An 18,763-nucleotide genomic window follows, 5' to 3' on the forward strand; every position below is an offset into this window, starting at 1 on the left:
TAAGTTTAATAGTAATTTCATTTTAGTGTCATTATGCTATTTGGAGTCTTTGCAGTACACAGTCCAGAATCATGTCCAATAAACAACGAAAATAGTAAAAAAATATTCATGAAACTCAAAGAAAACATGGACCGTGAAATGAAAAAATATCAAATTAATAAAATTGTAGAATTTTACATGTCAGTTTTGGAGCATGAATGGATTATAGTAATTGATGCAGAACATGCGCATGACATTGAAAAACTATGCATCGATGTAGGAATTTCATCTTTGAGTACAGTCAAAATAGTTCCAATGAACCTATACAGTGACACACTCAAAAAGTTTCAAGCAGAACAATAATCATCATATTATTTTTGATACAGATAGCAATTAGAGGTATGATCATTTACCATCCCTACTGCCTGCATCAAGGCATAACAAATTGTAGGGCCTACAAAATTAAAACCCCGTTTTTTAAGATCTTTACTTAATTTTTCTGAAATATCACTAGTTGCAGGCAAATCAGAGTGTTTTTTGAATTTATTTTTGATTGGTTTGTGGTTTACAAATCCCCACAGGTATTTGTCAAAAGTTCCAAATTCATCCTGAATTTTTAAGAAGGATTTTGCATTGTTTATTGCAGAATTAATTTTTAGTTTATTTCGAATAATAGATTCATCCCGGAGTAGGTTTTCTACTTTTTTTTCAGTATATTTTGAGACTTTTTTAGCATCAAAGTTAGAAAATGCCCTCCTATAGCCATCCCTTCTGTTAAGAATGGTAGTCCAGGACAGACCAGCTTGTGCCCCCTCCAAAATTAGAAATTCAAATAATATTTTATCATCATGTTGAGGTGTTCCCCATTCTTTATCATGATATGTGGTGTTAGGTTCATCTTTTGCCCACTCACATCGCTTTTTCATAGTTTGGTTTATCATATGATTCAAAATAACAGTTACCAAAGAGTCATCATGAAATTAAATCCGCAATTATTACAAATCAATAGAAGCTTTCTAATTTGTTTTATAATTTCTGCATCATTATCAGCAGTTGCTGCACAGTTACTAGGTGATCAAGAAAATTACCTCAATACAACATTTACAATAATTATCGGATACATTATTTACTTTGGAATATTTTCAGTCTTATTTTATTGGGATAACAAGGATAGATACAAATCTATGAAGTCAAATTTAATTAAAAAAGAATTACTAACTTTGATTTCATCATTTGGAGTAGGTGAAATTATTTATCTTGGAATAAGATGGCCCACATTATACTATTTTCTTGAAATTGGAATAGAGCCATACTTGGCATCATTAATTTCAGAGATTATTGCCACAGGATGTTACATGGCATCAGTTACAGTTTTTCTCAGAAAGACTAAAACTTTCTAGTTATTTTGCCAACTGTGTAACTAGATCAGTGGATGTAATTATTCCAACCACTTTACCGTTTTCAGTAACTGCTAATTTTCTAATTTTTTTACTAGTCATTCTTTGAGCAGCTTCTGAAATTGGTTCATTGTGATTTATCGTAATTAATGGAGAGGACATTATTTTTTCTACAGGAGTATCAAAAGGAAGATTCTTTGCTGCAATTTTTGTTGCAAAATCTCTATCGGTAACAATACCCACAGGATTGGAATTATCCTGAACCAATATTGCCCCAATTCCCCCCTGCTCCATCATTTTTGCTACCTGCAATGCGGTAGTGGAGAGATTTACAGTAATCAGGGCTCTAGTCATTACATCTTGAATTAAGATTGAAGAATGAAAATTCTCAGAATTCATTACTTGTTTAGAAAATAATAATATTTAAGAACTTCATATCAGAGTAACTCCTCCATCAACCCACGCCTTCAGGCGTAATTACACCCCATGTACCACGGATCAAATACAAATGGCATTATGAAAACAGATAATTTTTCAGCATTATTTTAACTAGAATTAGACTCAGATTAGATAAAAGGTGGAATTACCATCTAAGCGAAAAAATAGGCATTATTTTTTAAAGTTAGAACTACATCGTATGATCAACTAGAATTAAGAACTTTCAATACAATGAATGCAACTCAAATATCCTTCAGCATTTGCTTGTTCAAAAGTATCTGGAATAAAGTATCTTTTATGAACAATTTTAATTTCATCCATTTGACAACCTTCTTGTTGATTTTCTAAATCATGAACTTGTTTTTTATTATTATCACCCAAGTAGTCTGCCATGTGAATCATCATCATATGCAGTATATGTAACTAGTCATCAATTACACATTTCAAGAATTATAATTATTTAAAAATAAATCATAAACAAAGTTTAATGTTAATCATAATATTAAATTAATTTTCTAATCAATAATCATCCCTAGAAAAGAAGGGGTAGTGAGTTGTCTATTTGTCAGTTTTTGCAGAGTCGTCTTTTTTTGGCTCTTCTTTTTTCTCATCGTTTGCAACGATAATTGTTGGATTGTTTTCTTTTGTCATGTCTATATAGTTAGTTATGATCAATATATACCAGCGCATTATCTTTATAGATAAATAACATATCTATAGAATTTTAGGCGTGAAATTGACTCAATACTCCAGTTTATACCACAGGTAACCTACTCAGAGTATGTTTAAAAAAATAATGGAGAAACTAAGATTTGGTTCTTGTAAAACCAAAACCACAGAGAATGTAAATGCATTCAAAGAATCCGAAAAGAAAACTGAAGAAAAATCAAAATGAAGTATAATTGTAAAGAATGTGATTTTAAATGGGAAGGAACAGTAGATACTTTTGAAAAAGTACGTCAACATGAAAAAGAACATTTAGAAAAAAATGAATTAAAAGGTAAGGGATACAAATAAGATGTCAATTCGTTGTAAAGTTTGTAACACATCCAAAGTTACAATTAATCAAGCAGAATCTAGTGACAAGTGGGAATGTGAAACATGCGGTAACATACTTGACACACAAGGTCGCGTAATTAATCAAAAGTAATTCAGTTTTAATTTTTGATGTAAGTGTAATCATTAGTGCACACTAATTTTACGCTCCTTTAATACAAGCGAAAACACACTATAATTAATGAAAATAACCTCTTGTAGAAAATGCGGTTTCAATATGGACGTGCATCAAAATTGTCCTGAATGTAAAAAACCAATTGAGTTTATTTGCCACAATTGCAATCTTCATACAGATAAAGAAATCCACACTAATTGCATCATTGAAAAAATACCTGTCGTGGTTTAAGGAAAATTATTGACTACAGTTCAAGTAATTAAAAAAACAAAGATATTTTGCGATTATTGTCATGCTTCAAAATTTGTAACTGATCAAGTTATTGGAGAAACTATCTGCGCTAGTTGCGGATTTGTTATTTCAGAAAATGCTGAAGATAGAGGAGCAGAGCGCAGACTTATTTCAGATACCACAGATACTGCCAGAACAGGTCCCGGACTATCACTGAAAATGCATGACAAGGGACTCAATACAAGAATAGGGGCACAAAACAAGGATGCAGTCGGAAAGCCACTATCTGGAAAAACTACTCAAATGTTTGACAGATTACGAAAATGGGACAGTAGATCACAGACAAAAAACTCTGCAGAGAGAAATCTTAGATTTGCCCTTATAGAATTTGACAAAGTACAGTCAAAACTAGGCCTCTCAGATACAGTAGTTGAGCGTGCATCGCTATTTTACAGAAAGGCAATTGAGAGAAACATCATTCGTGGTAGAACTGTAAAATCCATTGCAGCAGCATGTCTGTATGCTTCATGTCGAGATTTAGAGCACCATAGGTCCCTAACTGAAATTGCAGATCAATTTGTAATTAAAAGAAAAGAGATTGCACGAGCATATCGTATATTGTTTAGAGAATTAGAATTTACTGTATCCGTAGTTGATCCAATAAAATCAATTAGTAAAATTGCAAGTAAGATAGGATCATCTGAAAAAACAATTCGTAAAGCGACACAGATTTTAACTGCAGCCCAAGATGCAGGAATCATATCTGGTAAAAATCCAGAAATCATGGCAGCCACTGCAGTTTATGCAGCATGTGTAATTACAGGAGAATCAAAATCTCAAACAGAAATCGCAGCAGCTGCAAATACTAGCACAGTTTCAATAAGAAACAGAATTCAAGAATTTAAAATAAAATTGGATTTGTTTGGCAAATTAAGTTAATTAGGATTTTAAAATGGAGAATACATCTAAAGATAGTGAATTCAAAATTCAACTATCAATAGAAGACATCAACAAAATAGATGAAGAACTAAAAGGGATAGACAATAGTTCAAAGCCTCTTGAAAAATCAAATGAGGGAAAAACAATCAACATAGACGAGAATCAAAGTACAGTTAGGGGACTAAAGTTACATAATGTATGCACTAATTGTGAAAACAAGTTCATACCTAAAAATAGCATGATGGATGAGAAACTATGCAAATCATGCTTAGAAAAATAACATTAAAAAATCTGAATTAAAATTATTTCAAGTTTAATTCTAAAAAGGATAGAGTTCTATCCCATGCAGATTTTGATTCCTCAGGTGAATATCTCTCTCCAGAAGGATTAGCAAAGGCATGATCAACTCCCTCATAGATGTAAATTTGATTATCTACGCCTACATGATTCAATGCAGATTCAAATTCATTAACTGTCTCAACTGGAATTCCCTTATCTAACTCAGCAAAGATTCCAAGTACAGGCCAATCAATAGAAGATAGTTTTTCAGAATCAGTTACCAATGAACCATAGTAAATTACAGTAGCATCCATCTCACCATTACCTAGTGCGAGATTTAGAGACTGGCCACCACCAAAGCACCAACCAATTGAACCAATAGTGCTTGCAGAATAGTCATCACTCAATAATGAAACTGCAGAATTCATGTTTTGTATTCCGTATTCAGAATCAAATGATGAAATTAGTTGTCTTGCCTGATCAGATGTAGTTGCAACTTTACCATCATAAAGATCAACTGCTAGTACTACATATCCATTAGATGCAAGTTTGTCTGCCATCTCTTTGATATTGTCATTTAATCCCCACCATTCATGAATCATTACAACCCCAGGATATTTTCCATCATCTACGGGTTTTGCCAAGTAACCAGAAGTATTACCAGAGTAAGCAACCATTTCTGAAGTTGTCAAATGTGTTCCCAGTGTAAAAATTTCAGAAGTATTGTTATCATCAACATAATCAGGTAAAACATGGATTGCCCAGCCTCTTGTAATTAATTTTTCAATACTTGTAGGATTAACACATGCAGGTAATCCATTTGATTGTTTTAGGACAAGTGATTTTCCTTCAGTGCATGTTACGTTTGAAGGATCAACGCCTTGAGTGATTTGCACTAAAGGTGGAGGGAAATATGCAATGGAGGGCATTGCAGAAGATTCAGCAACAGATGAAACTTTTGAGCATAATTCATCCCCACAAACTTTGTCTGACATTACTTCCCATGCGGATTTTCCTTCAGACTGAATAGCATCAACTGAAGAAATGTTAAAGATAACTAGCGAGAAACCAATTAAAAAGATAATCATAAAATTATACAAAAATGAATTCATCACACTCAAAACAATTGATTAAAATTTAAACGATTTCATACAGGTAGATTAGCCTCACTTTACAGCATTTATTCAAGCTGAAAATAGAATCAAAATCAAATTTTAGAAAGGATTTTTTTCTTTTTTTCATCAAATTCTTTCTTTGTGATTATTCCTGCTTTTTGCAAATCACCAAGTTTTTTCAGCAAGTCAAGATTTCCATGTTTTGGGGTTTGGAGATTCCTTTTTGCTTTAATTCCAGATTTAATGCCAGATTTTGTTTTCTTTTTTAATTTAGAACCCAAAATACTTCCTTTCGAAGCTAGTCTTTCACTTATTTTGTATCCCTTTTTCTTTGCTTGTTTGATCACCGCTTCAGATTTCTCTCGTGTAACATCATCAACTAGTTTATGTTTTTTTGCCATAGAACCTAGCTCTTTGGTTTTCTTTTTGGCAAGACGAGTTTGTAGTACAAGATCTTTAATAATTTCATTTTTAGTTTTTCGTTTGAATCGTCTTGTGTACTCTTCAATAAGCAATACTGGAAATGGGCTATACTCCACATCTAGATAGTATTTGATTATAGTATCATCAGGTAATTTTTCTAAATAATCTTTAATTGATTTTTCAGACTTTAATTCCATGATTATTATTCATTGTTGACTCATAAAAAGATTCAATTTTAGGAATGAATTAGTTTTGATTTTCATAATATAGTTTGATCACTTGATCAACTATGGTATTAGTGTCGCATTCTTTTTCAGTACTTACAAGAAGTAAATGATCATCTCCAAGATAAAATGAAAAACGCTTAACCGTTTCGTATTCAGCTAGAGTGTATTTTGTTTTCCCCAACATTTTAGCCATATCTTTTCTTGATTTCCAATCAAATGTTGCAAGATTAACAAGTTCTTTTGATGCACGTTCAGAAAGTAAGCTTTCTACTCCTTCTCTCATTCCACCCCCTACTTTGGCTGACCATTCATCAAATACTGTGGCAAATCTAACTTTAGGATCTACATCTAAAATTTGAGAGCAGAATTTTTCATAATCCAATAATGTTGTTTATCCTACTAAATTATTAGCGTTTAGAGATAATTAGCAATATTCACTAGAATGTATGTTCGAATTAGACTACCAAAACACCAGTTGATATCAAAAACTGAATCCCCAAAATAAAATCAGAATCAGATACCAATCCTTGTGACCACCAGCCTGCGTTGTTTTTAATCCATTGAGGGATTTCAGAGGATTTAGATTCAGCAGTTTGCGGAGTGTCTGGGATGTCTATGATTCCTTCTTTAATCAGAAATTGAATTCCACCAATAAAAGAATCCTCATCGATAGTACCTTCAGACCACCAACCTGCGTTGTTTTTAATCCATGATGGAATTTCACCAGATTTTTTCTCTTGTACAACAGAATTAGAAATATCAAAATCTAACTGGGACACAAGGAATTTTTCAAAGTTTTGAGAGTTTTGGCCAGTTAAAATTAATTTTAATCTGTATTCTCCATCACTTGGAATGAAAATAGATTCTTGAGACATTCCATTATTGGCTAAAATGCCAAGGTATGATTCACCCGTTCCAATATTTGACCATATTTCTTTTCCAGATGAATCAGATATACTGTATGCAAATAAAATATCACTTACAGGATTATTTCCTGAATCAAAAAAGGAAAATGTAAATGGAATATTTTTGCCTGTTTCAGACTTTGAATCCCATGATACTTTGGATACAATATTGTTATCAAATTTTAAATCCAGAACATTAAATTCAATCAAATTACCAGATGAAATTTTGATGTTTAATGAATCATTATTTTTTTCTATATATGGATCATGTGGAATTTTAATTTTAATTATATTTTCACTAATAGAGGAATCATCAAATTTAACATATTGAGAATCTAGATGATTTCCATCTACAAATACATCAACATCATATCCTTGTTTGAATGATGAAAAATCTTTTTCTAAAATAATTAATTGTTCAACATAGGAGTTAGGCTGATACGAATATTCTTGTATAAGAATGGTATCATAAGAAATTGCATCTAGCAAACCATCATGTTTGAAATTCGAGGTTTCACTGTTGTAGGATTTTATTGAAACTGGATATTCTTGTGCATTTGCAGTTTTTATCAAAAACGTTTCTTTGTGAGGAATATGTACAAAGGTCTCAAAAAGGAAATCTTTGGTAGTCATAGTTTTAGGATTTGTTGCGCCTACAATTGACACATTTACAGTATATTCTCCACTCTTATCAAAAACAGGTCCTTGGATAACTGGAATTGAATCTCCACGTGCAAAGTAGCCACCAGCGATTGGGTGTTTTTCACCATAATATTTTGTACATTTCCAAAGTTCTTGATTCATGCATTCAGATTTTGGTTTAATTTCTAAATCTAATTTTCCATCTTCATCAAAAAAATATTCATTTGCAACAAGACTATCCCCATGAAAAATTTGAATACGATATGTTACACTTTTGACATTGGTGTTAGTATCACTATCAAACAATCTAATTGAGAGAATAGGATTTTTTGAATCACCAAGTGTAAAATTTTCAGGAGTGAGTGCAGTGATCAAAGCCAATCTCATACCATCAAAATCAACTGGAGGGGCAAGAGATCCTGAATGGTGTTGGGCATATGCAGGGGAAATTGAAACAGCAAGTAGTAATGCAAATGCAACTAGAAGAAATTTCTGAATCATGTTAACAGTATTTCAAAGGTCTTAAAATACAATATGGAACTATCAGGATTGTTCTGTACACCAGCATACAGCAAGGCTGTCAGGAGATATTGTGGACTAGATTAGAAGAGTATACGTTAGGACTAAAAATTACAAATCATCCAAATGAGAGTTCATAAATTCCAGGTAAAAATTCAAATTCTACCCCCATAATTTGGATTATAGCATATGGTGCTTCACCATCTTCGTATGTTTTGAACATACTACCATCATCTGTAATCTCAATGATCACGCCGCCAAATCCTTCAGTACCAATAAGTCTAACTTCAAGACCACCTATATCAAGAATCTCTCCAGGCAATCCATCTCCAAAAGATCCAAATGTAGTAGATACTAGATAAGGAGAATCATCAAATTCATCAGCAATTCCATCACCATCCCAATCATCATAATCTGTAAGAAATTGAGACTTTTTTGGAGTAATTTTCACCCCATCATTAGATTCTTCAACAGAAACAGGGCCAGGATTAGTATCAATAGGACTTGCCACATCATCAGAACCACCAGTCATTGCTTCATTAGTAAGAGGATCAGAATCAGTTCTATCCCTAAATTTTTGAATCTGTTCTTGGCTCATAAACGTGGTTGCAACTTGAACCTCCCCTACTTTGCCAAACCCACAGTTTTCTTGATCAGGATCTGTTATTCCAGTTACACCATCAATAGCAATGGCTTGAGTTGTTGGTGTATGATAGTGCCATGCATCATCACATTCTCCAGTCCATTTCCACATTGCAAATTGTGAGAGTGGAAAGTGTATTCCATTTATAACTAATGTAGTAACTTGAGTTAATTGTTGCATTCCACCTTCAACAGGACTTTCTGTTTTAGAGATTTCATCTGGTCCTGGAATATGAATTCGAAGTCCGTAAATTAACTGAACTAGACCAGTAAGATCTTTTTTCTCAGCATAACCTGAAGGGTATTCAACGTCAGTTGAGCCATCAGAGAAAGTGTGCCATTGTATTCCATCTGTTGTAGTAATTGTATTTACTTGATATGTTCCAGGAGATCTCCCATATGGATCTGTTTCGCCAACAACATAATGATCACTGTTAGGGAAAGTTGTGATCATGGAACCATCTTTGTAAAACGTTGACGTAATTCCATCGGACCAGGATATGGTTTTCGAGCCATCAGAATTAGCAGTAGATGTAGATGTTATATCATCTCCACGATCATTTTTGGCAGCATCAAGGATTTTATCTGGAGTAAATTCCAATGCAGAATCTAATTCTTTCATTTTTTGATCAAACTTTGCCTGTCGTTCAGCAATTTCACCTTGTATTTTTGCAGAATTAATAATTCCCTGACTCATCAAATGCCCAATTGAATCAACTATTTCAGAATCTGAAACTTGACCATTACTCCAATATCCAAAGACATCTTTTTGATAACTAGGAATTTTACCTTTATCAGATGTATTGACAAATGTACCTCCAGGAGAAACTCCTGCAGTATGCTCCAATCCAGATGATTCTTTTACAAATTTGTCTAGTGGAATTATATCTTGAATTATCAAAGATTCAAGGGCATTAATTATATCGCCATCAGAAATTAATCCTTCATTCCACCATTTTGCATTGCTTTTGAACCAAGGTGGAATTGATGTTGATTCAGATTCTTCAGATGTAAGAGTATTTTGCAGAGGAGATGATTTTTCTTTAAAGGAATTTTCTTGTTCAAGTAAGGAAGGTTCTGTTTCTTGAAGTTTAGATAAATCCTCATACAATTCTTCTAACTGTTCCTCAATATCCTCTAGTTTATCATCATCAACTCCACTATTTTGTAATTGAGTAATAGTAGTAGTAAGGGAATTGATTTGTTGTTGTAAATTTTGAAAAGATTCATCATAAATTCTTCGTTCTTTTTCTAACTGTAATCGTTCCTTTTCAAGATCATCAGAGGATTGTGCAAAAGACATAGGAACAGTAAAAAACCCCACAGCAATCAAAAAGATTACAGAAAAAATTAATCCTGTTTTAATCAAGATAACAAAACCCAGAAATAGTAGTTAAAAAACGTATTTCTACTCATAACATATTACAAATTACTTTAGTATTTTCAATGAATAGATCATTCCAGAATTTGTTGTAACATGAACATGTCCAATAAGTACAGTACTTCCTTTATTGTCACCATCAAATGAATACTCTAATTCAACACCAAAATGCAGACTATCCCCAGTTGTTGCAGATATGAGTTGGTCCATAGTCACATTAAGAACACATGAAAAGATCTCTCCAGGAGCAATTGCCAAGGATTCTGTAAAAGACAAACCATTCAAAATTCTCTGATTAATATCGTCCTTAGCACTAACAATCCCTTTCATTTGTAGATTAGTTGCAGGTGTATTTCCAAAATTTTTGAAAAATATTTTCAATGTATTTTTTTCAAGTTTGTATTTGCTTTCCACATCAGCAGAGCTAATCCAAGGGCGATTTGGAGTTAAAATATCATCAAATTTAGAATGAAGAGTGTCAATGGATTTACGAAGTATTTTAATTTCATCATGAATTTGTTTATTTGAATTCTCATCACTCATAAATTTGCAAAATTGTGTTGTAATTTGAATTATTTGGATTTCTAATCAAGACATAATAAAATACGGACCCGATCGGATTCGAACCGACGACCTATTGCTCCGCAAGCAATCGCACTATCCAAGCTATGCAACGAGTCCAAAAATATTTTAAAATTTACGCTTAATTTGGATTGCTATTAGTTAGATTTTGCAAAAATGTATTGAACATCATTAGATTCATGAATGGTCCAAGCAGCAGGCAATGAAATAGTTTGAATGGATTTTAGATTATTTTTTTCAATTAATGTCCCCCATCCAGCCTCATTTTTAGGATCTTGGGCATATTTTTGAGATAGAGTTCCAGCAAATACCCATCCAGAATTTTTTTTCAAATTAGATATTGAATTGATTTTCTCCAACACCCCAGTTGCAAGAAAGACTCCACCCATTTGTGCTAATCCTCCAATGAAAAATATTGGTCTTGTCAAATTCAGAGAAAGATAATCAAAAGAGATAGCATCTGTACAGTAAGGATGAAAATCTAGTTTTGATGTTAAAAGATTTTGTAAATCAACTAACATATCATCAATTTCAATACTGTACGATTCCAAATCTAGAACTTTTGCACAGTATGCAATTCGTCCATCACCGGAACCAATATCAATTACTTCAGAATATCCCAATTCCTTTACAAGTAATACACCGACATATCCAGACATTATCCAAGTAGGAGAAAACGGAGCTTTGCTTGATCCGTGTTGAATACTATTCAGCCAATATTTGTTAATATCACCTTCATACACAATGCAATCTATAGAACCAATTTTTTTCTCAAAAGAATTATAGTAAATTGGATTCTTTGTTGCAAATTCATGTAGCAAATCTAAATGAGATTGCTCAATTGGGAATAATTCAGATGTTTCTTTTGGAATTAATTCCTGAATTTGACTTTTCCCATCATATACTTTAACGAATTCTTGTTTTAATTCAACCAGGTTTTTTGCAATATCATCAATCATGAGAGATACCTTTCTCATATTGCTCAACAAATTCCTTAGTACTCATTGTTTGACGTAATTCCTCAAACAGTTTAGCATCAGACTCTATCTGCTCTTTTGATTTTTCTCCAGAAGTTCCAGATTGTAATTTCTCAGTCATCTCTTGAATTGTTGTAGATATTTGTATCATAATTTTTGGATGAATTACAGAATCAAATTTTTCTGAAATGAGTTTTTCAGTCTCTTGGATTTTTGACAAGATATTAGGCTCAGAATCAGCCTGTTGTTTGAGCATTGTAACCATAGATGAGACATTCATGACTTGATAGTATGTCTCTACAATTTCATGGATATTCATGTCAGTTTTTGAATTTGCAGAATCAATGAGACTAGAAAGTTTCTGAGATTCTGAATTAAACATTTCAGAAACAGCATCAGAGGACGTCATATGTAAAATTTAAAGTTCAAATTTTTAAAAACGTTAGGATTACGCTTCTTTTTCTGCTGGTTTGGTATAGACATAATTCATTATCAATCCTGCAATGATTCCACCCAATATTGGGGCTGCCCAGTATAACCAATGGAATTCCCAGAATCCAGAAATTAAAGCAGGACCGAATGTTCTTGCAGGATTTACGGATGCACCTGTCAATGGTACTGCAACTAGGTGAATTAGGAAAACCATTCCACCAATTGCAAGTCCTTGAATTCCAGGAGTTGCTTTTTTGTGAACTGCAACCATAAAGATTACAGTAACTAAGAAGAATGTCAAGATTGCCTCAATTGCAAAACCAGAACCAATACTGTTGTTAATTAAATCACTTGGACCGCCTTGAGTTCCAAAGTTAACTTTGGCGCCAAGTTCAGGTAATATTGCTGCAAGTGTTGCAGCTGCTGCAACTGCACCGATTAATTGTGAAATGATATATCCAACTCCATCTACGATTCCAATCTTTTTTGTAATCATCATAGGAATTGTAACTGCTGGATTAATGTGAGCACCAGAAACATGTCCGAATGCATAAACCATCAAAGCAATGGCACCACCGTGTCCAAGAGAAATGAACAATACTGATTGTGTTGTTAAGTCCTCACCAAATGCAGAAACTGCTAGAATTACTGAAAGCGGACCAAAGAATACTAAACCAAAAGTTGCAATTACTTCTGCAAGGTATGCTCTTGGATTAACCATCAAGCTAAAACCTCGCATTTATCCATATAAAACATTCGACCTTGATTTTGGATCTATTGATCTCAAAAAGTAATTAATTACAGGAGTAATCCATTCAAGAACACATGGTTTCTGAAGGCGATTCTGTTCCAAAATTTGCAGTAAATGATGCAAATGGCAACAAGGTAAAGTCAAGTGATTTCAAGGGCAAAAAGCATGTCATCTACCTTTACCCAAAGGATTTCACCCCAGGGTGTACTACAGAGGCCGATGAATTTTCCAAAGATTATAAAAAATTCCAAAAGGAAGGAATTGAAATTATTGGAGTCAGTCCAGATGATGTTGATTCTCACAAAAAATTCTGTGACAAGATGAAAATACAATATCCATTATTGGCAGATGTTGAGAAAGAAGTCTCAAATGCATTTGGTGTTTGGGGAAAGAAAAAATTCATGGGTCGAGAATACATGGGAGTAATGAGAAGTACATTTCTTGTAAATGAAAAGGGAAAGATTTTCAAAATATATCCCAAGGTAAAACCTGCAGGACATTCTAAAGAAGTTCTAGAAGATTTTTTAAATTTAAAATAAAAATAATTAAAGAAAAGATTGTTAATAGATTAGAAACCTTTTGGTAAAGTTCCTTTAGATGCTTTTGGTGCTTCAGGTTCCGATTTTGGTTCAAATCCTTTTGGTAAAGTACCTCTACTAGCTGTAGAACGTGCTTTAGATTCTGCTTCTAGTAATTCATCAAAGGCTTTTTCATCATCTATTCTTTGTTGTTCTATTCTTTGCAAGTAATCTGCTTCATATTCTGCAAGTTTCTCCCCTCTAGACTTTCCATCATCAACATTAGCTGTTTGTGGTGGTGGTGCTTGCTGTGTTTCACCCATACCTTTTGGTAGTGTGCCTTTTGCAGGCTTTGGTGGTTCTTGCGGTGGTGCTTGTTGTGTTTGTGTTTGTGCACTAAGACCGTCAACAGTCATTGGGACTCCACTAAAACTTCCAAATCGCTTATCAGCAGGATGGTATGCCATTCTTGCTCTTGTTGCAAAGTATTGGTTTGATGGTGCAGTGTAACCTGTTACTACTGCTTTTTGATCATTCCAATTTTTGGTTGGGACTTTACCTACAGGAGCTGTTAGTCTGACAAAGTATCTGTTAGGTGCTGGAGAATAACCTGTGACTTTGGCCCTATAATCATGGAATGATGTCATAGGAGCTGTCATGTATGCATTCTCTAATGCATCTTGTACAGTTGCTGGAGGTTGTGATGTAGTTTCAGCTGGTTTTGGTGTTTCTGCAGGTTTTGATTCTGTTCCTTTAGGTAGAACACCTTTTGGTTTGGTCTCAGCTGGTTTAACCTCAGCAGGTTTAGTTTCTGCTGGTTTTACTTCAGCTGGCTTAACCTCAGCAGGTTTTGTTTCTGCAGGTTTTACTTCAGCTGGTTTTGGAGCAGGCTTAGCTTCTAGTTGTGTAGCTAATTTTGTTAATTTTGCCTCTAGTTCAGCAATTTTGGATTCTAGATCCTTTTTTGTACTTGCTTTGCTTTTTGCTGCCATTCCTTACAGTAAATATCGCATTGTTTATTTACATTTTGTTCATACAAAATTTTTGTTCAAATTAATTAGTAAAATTAAACAATATTTTGTAATAATTACATTAGTTTTTTTATCAATCAGGTTCCCAGAATTGCATTACATACATGCAATTGTTGCAGCGCCACAATCTAACATGAATTCCATTTTTTGGATCAGCAGCATAAGTTCCATCATCCATCTTCATAACAGTTGGAAGATAGCTTAGTTCAGAATTTTCAAGCCATTCATTTTGTTGACAGTTAGGACATTGGATTTTTGGAGCCATGTATAGTGTATGAACAGAGAAGAATATTACTATTAAAAATAGAAAATAAAAGTTATTTTTGAATTAGAAACCTTTTGGTAGTGTGCCTTTTGCAGGCTTTGGTGGTTCTTGCGGTGGTGCTTGTTGTGTTTGTGTTTGTGCACTAAGACCGTCAACAGTCATTGGGACTCCACTAAAACTTCCAAATCGCTTATCAGCAGGATGGTATGCCATTCTTGCTCTTGTTGCAAAGTATTGGTTTGATGGTGCAGTGTAACCTGTTACTACTGCTTTTTGATCATTCCAATTTTTGGTTGGGACTTTACCTACAGGAGCTGTTAGTCTGACAAAGTATCTGTTAGGTGCTGGAGAATAACCTGTGACTTTGGCCCTATAATCATGGAATGATGTCATAGGAGCTGTCATGTATGCATTCTCTAATGCATCTTGTACAGTTGCTGGAGGTTGTGATGTAGTTTCAGCTGGTTTTGGGGCATCCTGTGGTTTAGGAGCTTCTGCTGGTGCATCTCCAAATCCTTTAGGTAGTGTACCTTTAGGTTTTGTAGTTGCTGCAGGTCTTTCAGCTGGTTTCACTTCAGCTGGTTTTGAATCCGTTCCTTTAGGCAGTACACCTTTTGGTTTGGTCTCAGCTGGTTTAACCTCAGCAGGTTTTGTTTCTACTGGTTTTACTTCAGCAGGTTTAGTTTCTGCTGGTTTTACTTCAGCAGGTTTTGAATCTAGCTGAGTAGAAAGTTTGTTTAGCTTTGCTTCTAATTCGGCAATCTTGTTTTCAAGATCTTGTTTAGTTTGCTTTTTAGCAGCTGCCATAATTTTGATGGTCAATCTGGGGTTTATGTACATTTGGGTTGATTCCGCCAACTAATTTTGATCAAGTTTTATATGCTAAAATGCACAATTGATCTCATGGATGACTTTGAAAAAGAATATCCAGATTTTGATTGGAAGAATACTCCAGCCTACAAACATCCTGGAGGAAAGGATTGTCCATGTCCTAAACATGAATACATTCGAGAGCAGATCAATTTTACAAAACAAGTAAACGAGAAAGGCAAAGAGCCATCAAAAGTTACTCTAAAGTTTTGTCCAGATCATTACAGAGTGTACATGGATGAAGTAATTCCTGCAATGCCATTAAAATATAAAATTCTAACAAAAATTGCACTAAAACTAGGAGCAATTCAAGTTGAGCAATTAAAGTACATGGAATCAGAATTGTGCTTTTACTGTAAATTCGGTTCTGGCGGACATGATAGAAAAACAGAACTCCCACCAATGTAAAACCAGTTAAGCTTATACTTGATCTGACTAGAGAGTCAATGTGGGAATAGAAGGAATTAGAGATTTCATTTCAGAGCTTGAAAAACATGGAGAATTAAAGAGAGTCAAAACAGAAGTTGATTCAGATTTAGAGATTGCAGAAATTATGAGACGTGAAATGTACTCTAATGGTCCGGCAATACTTTTTGAAAATGTAAAAGGGTACGACATGCCGGTTTTAGGAAATGCGTTTGGTTCAATGAAAAGATTGGAAATCGGATTAGAGATGACAGACTTTACGGAAATTGGTCAGCGTATTGTAGATATGACAAAGATGGATATCCCATCAGGGTTACTAAATAAAATTAAAAAACTTCCAGAACTATCCAAAATGACTGCATCATTTCCTAAAGCAGAATCAAGCGGACCAGTAACTGAGATTACATCAAGTGATGCGTCATTTGATGATTTACCAATTCTAAAATCATGGCCTGATGATGCAGGTCGATTCATAACACTAGGACTAGTTGCAACTAAACATCCAGAAACAGGAGTAAGAAATCTAGGAGTTTACAGAATGCAAATTGTTGATAAAACTCATGCACTAATGCACTGGCAAAAACACAAGAGAGGTGCACATCACAGCGAACTATCAAAAGAAAAAGGAGAGAAAATTCCTACTGCAATTATTATTGGTGGGGAGCCGGCTACAGTATTTTCATCAATTGCCCCAGTTCCAGAAGGGCTGGACAAGTATCTCTTTGCAGGGATTACAAGAAAAGAGGGAATCAAAACTGTAAAATGTAAAACAATTGATTTGGATGTTCCAGCAAATGCAGAGATTGTTTTAGAAGGATATGTAGATCCTGCAGACATTAGAGATGAGGGACCGTTTGGAGATCATACAGGATACTATACACCAGTTGAGCCATACCCAACATTTACACTGACAGGAATTATGCGAAGGAAAAATCCAATCTACGTTACAACAGTTGTTGGAAAACCAATTCTAGAGGATGCATATATCGGCAAAGTAATTGAGCGTTCATTTTTGCCACTGATTCAAATGTTCCATCCAGAAGTGATAGACTTTAGCATGCCACCTGCTGGATGGTTCCAAGGATTTGCAATTATATCAATAAAGAAAAGATATCCAGGACAGGCAAAAAAAGTCATGATGGGCCTTTGGGGAATGGGGCAGTTATCACTGACAAAAATGTTTGTAGTCGTAGATGAAGATATCAATGTTCATGATATCAATGATGTAATTTGGGCAATCACTACAAGGGCAGATGCTGCAAGAGATACTATAATTATCAATAACACTCCAACTGATACACTAGATCCAGCATCACCACTAGTTAACTTGGGATCCAAGATGGGAATTGATGCAACTCAAAAAACTAGAGAAGAAGGATATGAAAGAGAAATTCAACAACAAGTCAAAGTAGATAAGAAGACAAAAGATCTAGTAGATGCTAAATGGTCCAGTTATGGACTATGATACTGAAATAGGATTATAGAAATTATCTCGCTCTTCTACCTGATAGCCAATTTGGTGAATTGCATCAACAATTATTTTCTCAGTAAGTTCTGTTGAACGTGCACCAGTGCAAGAAACAACTTCTTCGCCAATGAGTGTGCCACCAAAGTCATCAGCACCATATTGTAGTGCTAGTTGAGCCATACCGACTCCGTTTGTTAGCCATGAGGATTGAATGTGAGGTATTAGCCCATCAAGAACTAGTCTAGATATTGCAATCATTTTCAATAGTTGAGTTCCACCAGTTCCATAATCAACAATTCCTTCTTCTTGCATCAAGGTATTGTTTGGCTCAAAGTTCCACGGAATAAATGCCATGAACCCTTTAGTCTTTTCTTGTAGTTTTACAATTTTAGAGAAATGCTCAACAATATCATTATTGTTTTCCACACTGCCATACATCATTGTCGCAGAACCTGGAATACCCAATGTGTGTGCTTCATCCATAATTCTAATCCAATCAGCACTAGAGATTTTTTTAGGACTAATAATTTCTTTAACTGAATCAGTTAAAATTTCAGCACCAGCTCCAGGGATTGATTGCAATCCTGCATCCTTTAATCTAGATAAGATTTCTTTTGTAGATGATTTTTCAACTCTAGAAATCATATCAATTTCAGATGTAGACAATCCATGAACTCCAACAGTTGGAAATTTTTCTCTAATCATCCTAAATGCATCTTCATAATATTCAATTTTCAAATTAGGATTATGGCCGCCCTGAATCAGAACTTGTCTAATCTTAAACATCTCACATGATGTTTTTACTCTAGTTTCAATTTCATCAAGAGTTAATGTGTAAGAATCCTCAGCGCCAGGGGATCTGTAAAATGCACAAAACTTGCAATCAGTGATACAGACATTGGTATAATTCAAAATAATATTATTTACAAAAGATGCTTTCTTGCCAAACTGTTTTCGGGTTAGATGGCCTGCAGCAAGACCCATCAAATGAATATCATCAGACTCCAATAATCTCAAAACATCTTCAGGACCAGGTCGCTGTCCATTAAGAGAATTTTCTAAAATGTCTTTGATATCACTTTTTTGTATCTGCTCAGTAGTTTGACTCAAGTAATCATAATCCCTTAGAATTTCTATTTAATTCTTGATAGAAAT

The 18,763-nt window shown here is 34.2% G+C and carries 25 protein-coding genes and 1 tRNA gene; 9 read left to right on the forward strand and 17 right to left on the reverse strand.

Annotation, left to right across the window (positions count from 1 at the left end; genetic code table 11):
- The first annotated feature begins 33 nt into the window (after window positions 1-33).
- Window positions 34-342: a hypothetical protein gene (locus ACW9W4_RS08165; RefSeq protein WP_457761972.1), complete on the forward strand. Its 309-nt coding sequence runs from the start codon at window positions 34-36 to the stop codon at window positions 340-342.
- An 8-nt stretch (window positions 343-350) separates the two neighbouring features.
- Here the strand turns inward: ACW9W4_RS08165 and ACW9W4_RS08170 are convergent, their stop codons facing one another.
- Window positions 351-905 carry a DNA-3-methyladenine glycosylase I gene (locus tag ACW9W4_RS08170; RefSeq protein ID WP_457761973.1) on the reverse strand — a complete coding sequence of 185 codons (555 nt, stop codon included), beginning with the start codon at window positions 903-905 and terminating at the stop codon, window positions 351-353.
- A 48-nt stretch (window positions 906-953) separates the two neighbouring features.
- Here ACW9W4_RS08170 and ACW9W4_RS08175 point away from each other — a divergent pair, with 48 nt between their 5' ends.
- A complete protein-coding gene (locus ACW9W4_RS08175; protein ID WP_457761974.1) occupies window positions 954-1,379 on the forward strand; it encodes a hypothetical protein in 426 nt (141 codons plus the stop codon).
- On the opposite strand, the gene ACW9W4_RS08180 is transcribed toward ACW9W4_RS08175, so the two are convergent.
- Entirely contained in the window at window positions 1,380-1,775 is a 396-nt protein-coding gene (locus ACW9W4_RS08180) for a CBS domain-containing protein (RefSeq protein ID WP_457761975.1), read from the reverse strand.
- A 252-nt stretch (window positions 1,776-2,027) separates the two neighbouring features.
- Window positions 2,028-2,207, reverse strand: coding sequence for a hypothetical protein (locus tag ACW9W4_RS08185; RefSeq protein WP_457761976.1), 180 nt, complete (start codon window positions 2,205-2,207; stop codon window positions 2,028-2,030).
- Window positions 2,208-2,705: 498 nt separating this feature from the next.
- On the opposite strand from ACW9W4_RS08185, the gene ACW9W4_RS08190 reads away from it, so the two are divergent.
- The 4 genes from ACW9W4_RS08190 (at window position 2,706) to ACW9W4_RS08205 (ending at window position 4,435) form a co-directional block, all read left to right on the forward strand.
- Entirely contained in the window at window positions 2,706-2,831 is a 126-nt protein-coding gene (locus ACW9W4_RS08190) for a hypothetical protein (protein WP_457761977.1), read from the forward strand.
- 1 nt (window position 2,832) lies between these two features.
- Window positions 2,833-2,964: a hypothetical protein gene (locus tag ACW9W4_RS08195; RefSeq protein WP_457761978.1), complete on the forward strand. Its 132-nt coding sequence runs from the start codon at window positions 2,833-2,835 to the stop codon at window positions 2,962-2,964.
- A 261-nt stretch (window positions 2,965-3,225) separates the two neighbouring features.
- Entirely contained in the window at window positions 3,226-4,155 is a 930-nt protein-coding gene (locus ACW9W4_RS08200) for a transcription initiation factor IIB (RefSeq protein ID WP_457761979.1), read from the forward strand.
- 13 nt (window positions 4,156-4,168) lie between these two features.
- Window positions 4,169-4,435, forward strand: a complete 267-nt coding sequence (locus tag ACW9W4_RS08205) for a hypothetical protein (RefSeq protein WP_457761980.1) — start codon at window positions 4,169-4,171, stop codon at window positions 4,433-4,435.
- A 22-nt stretch (window positions 4,436-4,457) separates the two neighbouring features.
- Here the strand turns inward: ACW9W4_RS08205 and ACW9W4_RS08210 are convergent, their stop codons facing one another.
- The 10 genes from ACW9W4_RS08210 to ACW9W4_RS08255 form a co-directional block, all read right to left on the reverse strand.
- Entirely contained in the window at window positions 4,458-5,546 is a 1,089-nt protein-coding gene (locus ACW9W4_RS08210; RefSeq protein WP_457761981.1) for a dienelactone hydrolase family protein, read from the reverse strand.
- Between the two features lie 95 nt (window positions 5,547-5,641).
- Window positions 5,642-6,169 (reverse strand): hypothetical protein, encoded by a 528-nt coding sequence (locus tag ACW9W4_RS08215; protein ID WP_457761982.1) that lies wholly within the window; start codon window positions 6,167-6,169, stop codon window positions 5,642-5,644.
- Between the two features lie 49 nt (window positions 6,170-6,218).
- Window positions 6,219-6,581, reverse strand: coding sequence for a DUF6659 family protein (locus ACW9W4_RS08220; protein ID WP_457761983.1), 363 nt, complete (start codon window positions 6,579-6,581; stop codon window positions 6,219-6,221).
- A 73-nt stretch (window positions 6,582-6,654) separates the two neighbouring features.
- Window positions 6,655-8,247: a peptidase gene (locus tag ACW9W4_RS08225; protein WP_457761984.1), complete on the reverse strand. Its 1,593-nt coding sequence runs from the start codon at window positions 8,245-8,247 to the stop codon at window positions 6,655-6,657.
- A 136-nt stretch (window positions 8,248-8,383) separates the two neighbouring features.
- Window positions 8,384-10,276 (reverse strand): hypothetical protein, encoded by a 1,893-nt coding sequence (locus ACW9W4_RS08230; RefSeq protein ID WP_457761985.1) that lies wholly within the window; start codon window positions 10,274-10,276, stop codon window positions 8,384-8,386.
- Window positions 10,277-10,336: 60 nt separating this feature from the next.
- Window positions 10,337-10,831 (reverse strand): hypothetical protein, encoded by a 495-nt coding sequence (locus ACW9W4_RS08235; protein WP_457761986.1) that lies wholly within the window; start codon window positions 10,829-10,831, stop codon window positions 10,337-10,339.
- A 63-nt stretch (window positions 10,832-10,894) separates the two neighbouring features.
- Window positions 10,895-10,969 (reverse strand) — tRNA-Arg (locus tag ACW9W4_RS08240).
- Between the two features lie 38 nt (window positions 10,970-11,007).
- Complete coding sequence (locus ACW9W4_RS08245) at window positions 11,008-11,829, reverse strand: hypothetical protein (protein WP_457761987.1); 822 nt, start codon at window positions 11,827-11,829, stop codon at window positions 11,008-11,010.
- The gene (locus tag ACW9W4_RS08250; protein WP_457761988.1) at window positions 11,822-12,256 is read right to left on the reverse strand and encodes a hypothetical protein; all 435 of its coding nucleotides are present in this window, start codon (window positions 12,254-12,256) and stop codon (window positions 11,822-11,824) included. Before ACW9W4_RS08250 ends, ACW9W4_RS08245 begins: the two co-directional genes overlap by 8 nt.
- 39 nt (window positions 12,257-12,295) lie before the next feature.
- Window positions 12,296-13,000 (reverse strand): MIP/aquaporin family protein, encoded by a 705-nt coding sequence (locus ACW9W4_RS08255; protein WP_457761989.1) that lies wholly within the window; start codon window positions 12,998-13,000, stop codon window positions 12,296-12,298.
- A gap of 104 nt (window positions 13,001-13,104) precedes the next feature.
- Between ACW9W4_RS08255 and bcp the strand changes: the two genes are divergently transcribed.
- Window positions 13,105-13,569 (forward strand): thioredoxin-dependent thiol peroxidase, encoded by a 465-nt coding sequence (bcp, locus tag ACW9W4_RS08260; protein WP_457761990.1) that lies wholly within the window; start codon window positions 13,105-13,107, stop codon window positions 13,567-13,569.
- A gap of 29 nt (window positions 13,570-13,598) precedes the next feature.
- Here the strand turns inward: bcp and ACW9W4_RS08265 are convergent, their stop codons facing one another.
- From ACW9W4_RS08265 to ACW9W4_RS08275, 3 genes are all read right to left on the reverse strand, one after another.
- The gene (locus tag ACW9W4_RS08265; RefSeq protein ID WP_457761991.1) at window positions 13,599-14,540 is read right to left on the reverse strand and encodes a trans-sialidase; all 942 of its coding nucleotides are present in this window, start codon (window positions 14,538-14,540) and stop codon (window positions 13,599-13,601) included.
- 112 nt (window positions 14,541-14,652) lie between these two features.
- Window positions 14,653-14,844, reverse strand: coding sequence for a hypothetical protein (locus ACW9W4_RS08270; protein ID WP_457761992.1), 192 nt, complete (start codon window positions 14,842-14,844; stop codon window positions 14,653-14,655).
- 63 nt (window positions 14,845-14,907) lie between these two features.
- Entirely contained in the window at window positions 14,908-15,651 is a 744-nt protein-coding gene (locus tag ACW9W4_RS08275; RefSeq protein ID WP_457761993.1) for a trans-sialidase, read from the reverse strand.
- Between the two features lie 96 nt (window positions 15,652-15,747).
- Here ACW9W4_RS08275 and ACW9W4_RS08280 point away from each other — a divergent pair, with 96 nt between their 5' ends.
- A complete protein-coding gene (locus tag ACW9W4_RS08280; RefSeq protein ID WP_179363289.1) occupies window positions 15,748-16,122 on the forward strand; it encodes a hypothetical protein in 375 nt (124 codons plus the stop codon).
- Window positions 16,123-16,162: 40 nt separating this feature from the next.
- Complete coding sequence (locus ACW9W4_RS08285) at window positions 16,163-17,605, forward strand: menaquinone biosynthesis decarboxylase (RefSeq protein ID WP_457761994.1); 1,443 nt, start codon at window positions 16,163-16,165, stop codon at window positions 17,603-17,605.
- Here ACW9W4_RS08285 and mqnC read toward each other — a convergent pair.
- Window positions 17,600-18,718, reverse strand: coding sequence for a cyclic dehypoxanthinyl futalosine synthase (gene mqnC / locus ACW9W4_RS08290; RefSeq protein WP_457761995.1), 1,119 nt, complete (start codon window positions 18,716-18,718; stop codon window positions 17,600-17,602). The genes ACW9W4_RS08285 and mqnC overlap by 6 nt on opposite strands.
- Between the last annotated feature and the right edge of the window lie 45 nt (window positions 18,719-18,763).

The organism is Candidatus Nitrosopumilus sp. bin_7KS (assembly GCF_054095835.1).